The following is a 9,413-nucleotide window of genomic DNA, read 5'->3' as shown; positions in this document are numbered from 1 at the left end:
CGTCGTGTGGGTCACCCACTCCGAGCGGCGTCCCCCGGCCCTGTACCGCGCGCCGCTGTCCATCGCGGGCCTGCTGCGAGAGCAGCTGTTCAAGGGCGCCACCGTCATCCTGACCTCGGCCACCCTCGAGCTCGGCGGCAGCTTCGACCCGGTGGCCGACGCGCTCGGCCTGACCCGTGGCGCGCCCGGTGAGGTGCCGCCCGCGTGGGCCGGGCTGGACGTCGGCTCGCCGTTCGACTACCCCAGGCAGGGCATCCTCTACGTGGCCCGGCAGCTGCCGCCGCCCGGCCGCGACGGGCTGTCCGAGGCGTTCCTCGACGAGCTGGCCGGCTTGGTCGAGGCTGCGGGCGGTCGTACCCTGGGCCTGTTCTCCTCGCTGCGCGCCGCCCAGCAGGCCGCCGAGGAGCTGCGCGGACGGCTGCCCGAGCTGACCCTGTGGTGTCAGGGGGACGACGCCACGGCCGAGCTGGTCCGGCGCTTCGCCGAGGACCCGGCTAGCTGCCTGTTCGGCACCCTGTCGTTGTGGCAGGGCGTCGACGTCCCCGGCCACGCCTGCCAGCTGGTGGTCATCGACCGCATCCCGTTCCCGCGGCCCGACGATCCGCTGGTCAGGGCCCGGCAGGACGCCGCCGGGGCGGCCGGGTTCATGGCGGTCAGCGCGGCGCACGCGGCGCTGCTGCTGGCGCAGGGGTCCGGCCGGCTGATCCGCTCGGCGGAGGACCGCGGGGTGGTGGCCGTGCTGGACTCCCGGCTGGCCACCGCCCGCTACGCGGGATTCCTGCTGCGCTCGCTGCCACCGTTCTGGCGCACCGATGACCCGGCGGTGGTCCGGCGCTCGCTGCGCGCGCTCAGGGGGTCGGGCTGACCCCGAGGCGCACCGGGCGGACGGTCAGCTGAGGGCTGCTCATCGGCTGGGTGCACACCTGCTGACCGGAGGTGAGCCGGACCGCCGTCGTCTGGTTCGGCGGGTAGACCTGCAGGTACGCCGCTGCCGCGGCCTGGCAGGCGGACGCCGAGTACAGCCCGGCGTCATGGAAGTCCATGATCGCGTGCGCGGAGCCCCCGACGGGCAGCTGCACGGTCTGCACCGGCTGGGCCTCCCGGACGGCGGCCGGGCCGACCTGCTGGCCGGATGTGTTCAGGAACGCCACCCCGGGGAAGCCGGTCATCGTGCAGGCGGCGTCGCCTCGGTTGGTGAACGCGATCGGCGTGTACTGGTTGCCGGCCGCCGAGTCGGTCTGGCCCAGCGCGACGGTGAGCTGCGCCGTCGCGCAGGCCGTCGAGCCGGCCGTCGACGCCGACGTGCTCGCGCTCGCCGTGTCGCTCGGGCCCGCCGTGGGCGACGCGCTCGACGCGCTGGCTGAGCCGGCCGGGCTGCTGGAGGTGGCGGACGCTGCAGAGCTCGGGCTGCTGCCCCCGCTACAGCCAGCGAGCAGCACGACGAGTGCGGCGGCCGAGGTCAGCAAGGACGCGGTGCGGCGAACGGTCACCCGGTGAGCCTATGCGCGCCCTCCCGCCGGGGCGAAAGTCCCGTGCACCGGCGAACGGCTTCCTGAGATCGCTCGGATCCGGCAGGGTGGGGCTCGCGACCTGGACCACGTGGGAGAGGCGGCAACCATGGCGGACGTCGGAAGTGTGGCCGGACGGGTGCTGGGCGCGGCCGGCCGGGGCATGCAGCTGCCCGAGCGGGCCGGCATCCTGGCCGCGTCGACGAGCGTGGGTCGGTCGTACAGCCGGGGGCTGCTGCCCCGGGCGACCGCCGACCAGGCCATCGTCACCGGCGTCTCGGTGACGGTGAACTACGCGCTCACCGCGCTGGCCCAGTCGATGATCGAGAGCGGCGCCTTCCGGGTCACCGGCGTTCGGCCGATGACCCGGGCCGAGCGGATCGCCCACCGCAACGTCGTCCTGGTGGGCAACGTCGCGGCGATGGGCGCCGGGGTGCTCGCTCAGCGGCTGCTGGCCCAGCGCAAGGACGAGCCGATCGCCCGGGCCTGGGGTCGTGCCACCAGCTGGCGGGTGGCCGTGGGCGGGTTGTCCGGGTCCATTCTGCTCGGGCTGGACGCCGCGTTCGAGCGGCTCTCCGGGGAGGGCAGCCGCGACTGGTGGCGTCGGGTGCCGATCGCGCTGCCGCTCGGCGGCACGCTCGCCGCGGTCGAGTACCGGGCCCTGCGCAAGGGGATGCAGCGAGCAGGCATCGAGACCGACGCCGCCGGCATGCCCCTGAAGGAGGAGGGGGCGTCGGTGGCGACCGGCCGCGCGCTGCTGGTCGGCACCGGGGTCTCGGCCGGGCTGCTCGTCCTGGCCGAGGGCGAGCGGCTGTTCGCCGACGGTGTGGGCGTGGTGGTGCAGGCGGTCTCCCCGCGGGCCGAGCTGATCGCCAAGCCGATCGGCCACCTGGCCGCTGTCGGGCTGCTGGCCGGCGCCGGCTACGCGGGGCTGCAGAAGGTCTTCCGCAAGGCCGAGCACGGCGGGGACGCCGTCGAGGCCGCCTACCGCACCCCGCCGACCTCCGATTTCGTCAGCGGTGGCCCGCGCAGCTCCGTCTCCTGGGGGGACGTCGGTCGAGAGGGACGCCGCTTCGTCAACATGGCGCTGACCCCGGCCGAGATCACCGAGGTCATGGACGAGCCGGCGATGGCTCCCATCCGGGTGTTCGTGGGCCTGGAGTCCAACGACACCACCAGCGGCCGGGCCGACCTGGCGATGCGCGAGCTGGAGGCGCTCGGAGCGTTCGAGCGCAAGCTGATCGTCTTCATGTCGCCGACCGGCACCGGCTACCTCAACTACGTCACGGCCGAGGCGCTGGAGTACCTGAGCCGGGGCGACGTCGCCTGCGTCGCCATGCAGTACTCGCTGCGGCCGTCCCCGATGTCGCTGGGCCGGGTCGGCATCGGGATCGACCAGAACAACGCCTTCCTGCACGCGCTGAAGTGGCGGCTGCACGCGATCCCGGAGGACCGCCGTCCACGGCTGGCGATCTTCGGGGAGAGCCTCGGTGCGCAAACCTCCCTGGACGTGTTCCAGGAGGAGGGCGCCCGGGGCTTCTCCCGCGTCGGCCTCGAGCGCGGCCTGTTCCTCGGCACCCCCGCGAACACCAAGTGGCGGCAGCGCTGGCTGTCCGAGCCGTCGGTGTGGGACCCGCACGGCGAGGTCGTCGAGGTGGACTCCTACGAGGAGTACCTCGCGCTGCCGGAGGAGGTCAGGGAGCGGGCCCGCTACTTCCTGCTCTCGCACCACAACGACCCGATGCCGAAGTTCTGGTTCCCGCTGGCGGTGCAGGCCCCCGATTGGCTCGGGCCGGCCGAGAGCAGGGAGCCCGGGGTGCCGCCGGAGGTTGCCTGGCGGCCGTACACCACGTTCCTCGTCACGCTGATCGACGTGAAGAACGCCATGAACGTCATCCCCGGCAAGTTCGTGGCCAAGGGGCACGACTACCGCAAGGACCTCGCCCGGTTCACCTCGCTCGCCTACGACCTGCCGCTGGACGACGCCAGGATGGAGCGCATGGAGCGGGCGCTGCGCCAGCGCGAGCTGGCCTGGGCCCAGCGCCGGCTGCTGGCCGACCAGTCCGCCCAGGCGGAGGCGAAGGTCCGCGAGCAGCTGGCCAAGTGGGGGGTGCCCGAGGAGCGGGTGCCGGCCCTGCTCAGCTCCGGGCTGGCCGTCGAGTCCGACGAGTACGCCGCGACCTGACGGCGGTGCACGTGGCCGCCCTGCGCGAGAGGCTCGGCGAGCTCACCGGCTGAGCAGGTGTCCCGCCTGGTCGAGCAGCGCGCGGCCGGCCGCCCGACCCGACTCGACCATCGGGTCCAGCTGGTGGAGCTCCAGCAGCCCCACGCCCATGGCCGCCGGGGTGACGACGACCGCCCCGGCGGCCCGCGCCGCCGCTGCCGATGAACATGGTCCGCAGCAGGGTCTCGCCGAGTGACGGGACCCTGACGCGGTGCGGCGCTGTGGCGGCTCCCGGCCCCTCCGGCCGTGGCCGTCACCGCCGGCGCCCATGCCGATGTTGACGGCGACCAGCGGCCCCTCATCCCGCTCCGTGAGCAGGGTCATCGGCAGGTTGTCCAGGATGCCGCCGTCCGCGAGCAACCGGTCGTCGTGCCGTCTCGGGGGAACCAGCACCGGGAGCGCGATCGACGCCAGGACGGCGTCGGCCAGCATGCCACTGCGGGCCAGGGAAGCGCCGAAAGAGGCGACGAGCAGCACCGTGCGGTCGGCCACCCGGTCGTGACGCACCGCACACCGTTGTGCTCTCCGCTGCGTCCCACTGCCAACATCGGACAACGACCCCAACGCGGGTGCGCTCTTGACACAGGTCGGGCAGATCGTCGACCCCGTGGCTAGGTCGCTCGGTTTCTGCGTGGACGTCAACGCGATCGCCCGTGCGGGCAATAGCTTCACCGGGGACCTGTCGCTGCCGGTGCTGTTCGTCGAGGATCCGCGGCTACGCCCCTGACCGCGGGTACCGACTGCTGCCCACGAAGCCGAGTGCGGCCAGGGCCAGCTCGCTCGACCCGGCGAGCTCCCGAGCGCGGCTACCGTCGTCCCGCGCTGTCGCCACCCGCGCCAGCTCGGCCAGGATGAAGCCCGTCGCTCATCTCCTCGGCGCCGACCTTGCCCTTGCGGGCCAGCCGTTCGGTCAGCTGGGTGAAGCCTGAGATGTCGACGAAGGCGAGGCTGCCCTCGACGTCGCGATAGGTGTCCTGGGAACCGCTGCGCAGCCAGTCGACGACCAGCCGCGGGACGTAGGGCTTGAGCCGCTCGGAGGGGCTGTCCAGGACCAGCTGGGGTAGGCGGTCGACGGCGATCCCGGGCGTGTCGACGACCACCGGGCACCGCCCTCCCCCAACGACTCCGCCGGACCCAGCGAGTCTAGGGACGGCCGAGCCCCCCGTCACGCTGGCCAGCGGTCGCGGTCAGATCCGGCGCAGCACCGCCGTGACCTTGCCCAGGATCGTGGCGTAGTCGCCGTCGATGGGGGAGTAGGCCGGGTTGTGCGGCAGCAGCCAGAGGTGGCCGTCCTTGCGCTTGAACGTCTTGACCGTCGCCTCGCCGTCGAGCATGGCGGCCACGATGTCGCCGTTGTCGGCGGTGGGCTGCTGGCGCACCACCACCCAGTCGCCGTCGCAGATCGCCGCGTCGACCATCGAGTCGCCGACCACCCGCAGCAGGAACAGGGTTCCGTCGCCGACCAGCTGCCGGGGCAGCGGGAAGACGTCCTCCACCGCCTCCTCGGCCAGGATGGGTCCTCCCGCGGCGATCCGGCCGAGGATCGGCACGTAGGACGGCGCCGGGCGCGCGTCGCCGCTGCCGGTCTCGTCGACGCTGTCGGGGGCAACCACCTCGATGGCTCGCGGCCGGTTCGGGTCGCGGCGGATGAACCCCTTGCGCTCCAGCGTGTGCAGCTGATGGGCCACCGAGGACGGCGAGGTGAGCCCGACCGCCTCGCCGATCTCGCGCATGGACGGCGGGTAGCCGCGGCGCTCCACGGCGTCCTTGATGACCTCGAGCACCCGGCGCTGCCGCGGGGTCAGGCCGGACTCGTCGGGGGGGCCGTCGGGGATCTCCCGCACGGTGTCCCTGAGGTCAGCCGTCTCGGCCGTGCCCTCGTCGCCGCGCTGCTTGTTGCTCACGTCTGCCTCCAGCCGAACTTGTCGGACCCACGGCCACGCTGGTCCGGTGACCGCAACGGTACGCGCAGTCGAACACCCGTTTCAAACACCTGTTCGAAGTGTCACTGGATTTTGTCGGCCCCCCGGTGTATATCTCGTACAGGCGTTCGATCGAACACAGGTTCGACCCTTCCCCCCGGAGGCCCCGATGAGCACCAGCCCGATCCACCCCAGCGGCAGCTCCGTGCGCCTCACCCGTCGTGGCCGGGCGATGCTCGTGCTCCTGGTGGCCGCGGTGGCCTTCCTGGCCTTCTCGATCGGTCGGGTCGCCTCGCAGGCCGGCACCGAGTCAACCGGCTCGGCCACCCGGGCGGTCACCGTGCAGCCGGGCCAGACGCTGTGGCAGCTGGCCGTGCAGGTCGCGCCGCACGACGACCCGCGGGCCACCGTCGACCGCATCCGCGAGCTCAACGACATGCGCACCGAGGTGCTGCAGGCCGGCCAGCAGCTCGTCGTCCCCGCCTGACCTGCGGCGACACGCCGACGCGCAACGACGCGCGCCGAAGGACTGGACAGCGGCCCGATCGCGTCCTACGGTTCCCCTACATCTAGTGGTTACATCGATGTAGTTCATCCACAGGTTGTGGTCTGTGCCCACAGGTTCTCAACAGGCAGTCCACAGCCTGGTCCACAGCCTGGTCCACAGAAGAGGGGGTCGGTCCCGATGCACTGCCCGTTCTGTCGGCACGCCGACTCCCGCGTGGTCGACTCCCGGGTCACCGACGACGGCACCGCGATCCGCCGCCGCCGGCAGTGCCCGGAGTGCAACCGCCGCTTCACCACGGTCGAGACCGCGAGCCTCACCGTGGTCAAGCGGTCCGGGGCCACCGAGTCGTTCTCCCGGGCCAAGGTGCTGGCCGGCGTCCGCAAGGCCTGTCAGGGCCGCCCGGTCACCGAGGACCAGCTGGCGTTGCTCGCCCAACGGGTCGAGGAGGTCGTCCGGACCTCCGGCGCGGCCGAGATCGACGCGCACGACGTCGGCCTGGCCATCCTCGGTCCGCTGCGTGAGCTCGACGAGGTGGCCTACCTGCGGTTCGCGTCGGTGTACCGCAGCTTCGAGTCCCTCGAGGACTTCGACGCCGAGATTGCTCTGCTGCGCGCCGAGCGAGACGTGTCCACCCGGCCCGAAGTGCCCAGTACCTGAGCACCACCCCGCACCACCGGCACCACCACCGAGTTCCCCTTCCCCACTCACCACCCCCGCCGGACGGGAAGCCCGGTACCGATCAAGACGTTGTGTATCAGGAGGAACGGCAGAAGATGACCGAGACCGTGAGCGGGGCCTCCCAGGCAGGGGACAAGCCACAGGTGATCAAGGGCAAGCGGCTGACGATGGAGCGGCTGTACACCACGGCCGGGGTGCACCCCTATGACGAGGTGACCTGGGAGCGGCGCGACGTCGTCCAGACCAACTGGAAGACCGGCGAGAACGTCTTCGAGCAGCGCGGGGTGGAGTTTCCCGACTTCTGGTCGCTGAACGCCTCCACGATCGTCACCACCAAGTACTTCCGCGGTGCGGTCGGCACCGACCAGCGCGAGTGGTCGCTGCGCCAGCTCATCGACCGCGTGGTGCTCACCTACACCAAGGCGGGCAAGGAGTACGGCTACTTCGCCGCCGACACCGACGCAGAGATCTTCGAGCACGAGCTGACCTGGATGCTCCTGCACCAGGTGTTCAGCTTCAACAGCCCGGTGTGGTTCAACGTCGGGACGTCGTCGCCGCAGCAGGTCAGCGCCTGCTTCATCCTCTCCGTCGACGACACGATGGACTCCATCCTCAACTGGTACCGGGAGGAGGGGCTGATCTTCAAGGGCGGCTCCGGCGCAGGGCTCAACCTGTCGCGGATCCGCTCCAGCAAGGAGCTGCTGAGCTCCGGCGGCACCGCCTCCGGCCCGGTGTCGTTCATGCGCGGCGCGGACGCCTCCGCCGGCACCATCAAGTCCGGCGGCGCCACCCGGCGCGCGGCCAAGATGGTCGTGCTCGACGTCGACCACCCCGACATCGAGGAGTTCATCGAGACCAAGGCGCGCGAGGAGAACAAGATCCGCGCGCTGCGCGACGCCGGCTACGACATGGACCTCGGTGGCAAGGACATCACCAGCGTCCAGTACCAGAACGCCAACAACTCGGTCCGGGTCAGTGACGAGTTCATGCGCGCGGTCGAGGCGGGCGACACGTTCGGGCTGCGGGCCCGCAAGACCGGCGAGGTCATCGAGACCGTCGACGCTGGCAACCTGTTCGAGAAGATCGCGAAGGCGGCGTGGGAGTGCGCCGACCCGGGCATCCAGTACGACGACACGATCAACGACTGGCACACCAACCCGGAGACCGGCCGGATCACCGCGTCCAACCCGTGCTCGGAGTACATGAGCCTGGACAACTCCTCCTGCAACCTGGCTAGCCTCAACCTGCTGAAGTTCCTCAAGGAGGACGCCACCTTCGACGCGGTGACGTTCGCCAAGGCGGTCGAGTTCATCATCACCGCGATGGACATCTCGATCTGCTTCGCGGACTTCCCGACCGAGGCGATCGGCGACACCACGGTCAAGTACCGCCAGCTGGGCATCGGCTACGCGAACCTGGGCGCGCTGCTCATGGCGACCGGGCACGCGTACGACTCCGACGGTGGCCGCGCGCTGGCGGCGTCCATCACCAGCCTGATGACCGGCACAGCGTACAAGCGCAGTGCCGAGCTGGCCGGCGTGGTCGGCCCGTACGAGGGCTACGCCCGCAACGCAGCGCCGCACGCCCGGGTGATGCGCAAGCACGCCGCTGCGAATGACGAGATCCGCGCGCTGGGGCACATGGACGGCGCCATCAAGGCCGAGGCGACCAAGGCCTGGCAGAAGTGCTTGGAGATCGGCGCGAAGAACGGCTGGCGCAACGCGCAGGCCTCGGTGCTGGCACCGACCGGGACCATCGGCTTCATGATGGACTGCGACACCACGGGCATCGAGCCGGACTTCTCCCTGGTGAAATTCAAGAAGCTCGTGGGCGGCGGCTCGATGCAGATCGTCAACCAGACGATCCCGCGGGCGCTGCGCAAGCTCGGCTACTCCGAGGAGACCATCGAGGCGATCGTCGAGCACATCGCCGAGCACGGGCACGTGATCGACGCACCCGGGCTGCGCCAGGAGCACTACGAGGTGTTCGACTGCGCCATGGGTGCCCGCTCGATCGCGCCCATGGGCCACGTGCGGATGATGGCCGCCGTCCAGCCGTTCATCTCCGGTGCGATCTCCAAGACCGTGAACCTGCCCGAGTCGGCCACCGTCGAGGAGATCGAAGGCGTCTACCTGCAGGGCTGGAAGCTCGGTCTGAAGGCGCTGGCGGTCTACCGGGACAACTGCAAGGTCGGCCAGCCGCTGTCCGACGCGAAGGCCAAGGGTGCGGACTCCGCGGTGGAGGCGCTGTCCAGCGCGACGACGGTGGAGCACCGGGCCACCCGCAAGCGGCTGCCGAAGTCTCGGCCGTCACTCACCACGTCCTTCACGGTGGGCGGCGCCGAGGGCTACATGACCGCGGGCTCGTACCCGGACAACGGTCTCGGCGAGGTGTTCCTCAAGCTGGGCAAGCAGGGTTCGACCCTGGCCGGCGTGATGGATGCGTTCTCGATCGCGGTGTCGATCGGCCTGCAGTACGGCGTGCCGCTGGAGACCTTTGTCGAGAAGTTCACCAACCTGCGCTTCGAGCCGGCCGGCCTGACCGACGACCCGGACATCAGGATGGCGCAGTCG

At 71.2% G+C, this 9,413-nt stretch carries 10 protein-coding genes; 6 read left to right on the top strand and 4 right to left on the bottom strand.

Annotated elements, in window-relative coordinates; all coding sequences use genetic code 11:
* Positions 1-865, top strand: an 865-nt coding sequence (locus VIM19_03465) for an ATP-dependent DNA helicase (GenBank protein HEY5183967.1), incomplete at its 5' end; no start/stop codon positions are given.
* Here VIM19_03465 and VIM19_03460 read toward each other — a convergent pair.
* Complete coding sequence (locus tag VIM19_03460; protein HEY5183966.1) at positions 849-1,247, bottom strand: DUF4232 domain-containing protein; 399 nt, start codon at positions 1,245-1,247, stop codon at positions 849-851. The genes VIM19_03465 and VIM19_03460 overlap by 17 nt on opposite strands.
* On the opposite strand from VIM19_03460, the gene VIM19_03455 reads away from it, so the two are divergent.
* Positions 1,195-1,497, top strand: a complete 303-nt coding sequence (locus VIM19_03455; protein HEY5183965.1) for a hypothetical protein — start codon at positions 1,195-1,197, stop codon at positions 1,495-1,497. The genes VIM19_03460 and VIM19_03455 overlap by 53 nt on opposite strands.
* 120 nt (positions 1,498-1,617) lie before the next feature.
* On the top strand, positions 1,618-3,693 hold the full coding sequence (locus VIM19_03450) for an alpha/beta-hydrolase family protein (GenBank protein ID HEY5183964.1): 2,076 nt from the start codon (positions 1,618-1,620) through the stop codon (positions 3,691-3,693).
* A 42-nt stretch (positions 3,694-3,735) separates the two neighbouring features.
* Here VIM19_03450 and VIM19_03445 read toward each other — a convergent pair whose 3' ends face one another.
* From VIM19_03445 to lexA, 3 genes are all read right to left on the bottom strand, one after another.
* Positions 3,736-4,239 (bottom strand): patatin-like phospholipase family protein, encoded by a 504-nt coding sequence (locus tag VIM19_03445; GenBank protein HEY5183963.1) that lies wholly within the window; start codon positions 4,237-4,239, stop codon positions 3,736-3,738.
* Positions 4,240-4,538: 299 nt separating this feature from the next.
* Entirely contained in the window at positions 4,539-4,832 is a 294-nt protein-coding gene (locus VIM19_03440) for a hypothetical protein (protein HEY5183962.1), read from the bottom strand.
* 87 nt (positions 4,833-4,919) lie between these two features.
* Entirely contained in the window at positions 4,920-5,576 is a 657-nt protein-coding gene (gene lexA / locus VIM19_03435) for a transcriptional repressor LexA (protein ID HEY5183961.1), read from the bottom strand.
* 247 nt (positions 5,577-5,823) lie between these two features.
* Here lexA and VIM19_03430 point away from each other — a divergent pair, with 247 nt between their 5' ends.
* The 3 genes from VIM19_03430 to VIM19_03420 all read left to right on the top strand — a co-directional run.
* On the top strand, positions 5,824-6,141 hold the full coding sequence (locus tag VIM19_03430) for a LysM peptidoglycan-binding domain-containing protein (protein HEY5183960.1): 318 nt from the start codon (positions 5,824-5,826) through the stop codon (positions 6,139-6,141).
* A 198-nt stretch (positions 6,142-6,339) separates the two neighbouring features.
* A complete protein-coding gene (gene nrdR, locus VIM19_03425) occupies positions 6,340-6,819 on the top strand; it encodes a transcriptional regulator NrdR (GenBank protein HEY5183959.1) in 480 nt (159 codons plus the stop codon).
* A 116-nt stretch (positions 6,820-6,935) separates the two neighbouring features.
* Positions 6,936-9,413 (top strand): vitamin B12-dependent ribonucleotide reductase (locus tag VIM19_03420; protein HEY5183958.1); only part of this gene is annotated, 2,478 nt, incomplete at its 3' end.

This window comes from Actinomycetes bacterium, from assembly GCA_036510875.1.
Classification (GTDB): Bacteria; Actinomycetota; Actinomycetes; order Prado026; family Prado026; genus DATCDE01.
The sequence above is the reverse complement of the archived record's forward strand: the minus strand, read 5'-3'. Positions and strand labels throughout refer to the sequence as shown.

Bases quoted from the DNA above. Each gene is read 5' to 3' on its own strand.
- VIM19_03450 (HEY5183964.1), top strand. From the start codon at position 1,618: ATGGCGGACGTCGGAAGTGTGGCCGGACGGGTGCTGGGCGCGGCCGGC.
- VIM19_03430 (HEY5183960.1), top strand. From the start codon at position 5,824: ATGAGCACCAGCCCGATCCACCCCAGCGGCAGCTCCGTGCGCCTCACC.
- nrdR (HEY5183959.1), top strand. From the start codon at position 6,340: ATGCACTGCCCGTTCTGTCGGCACGCCGACTCCCGCGTGGTCGACTCC.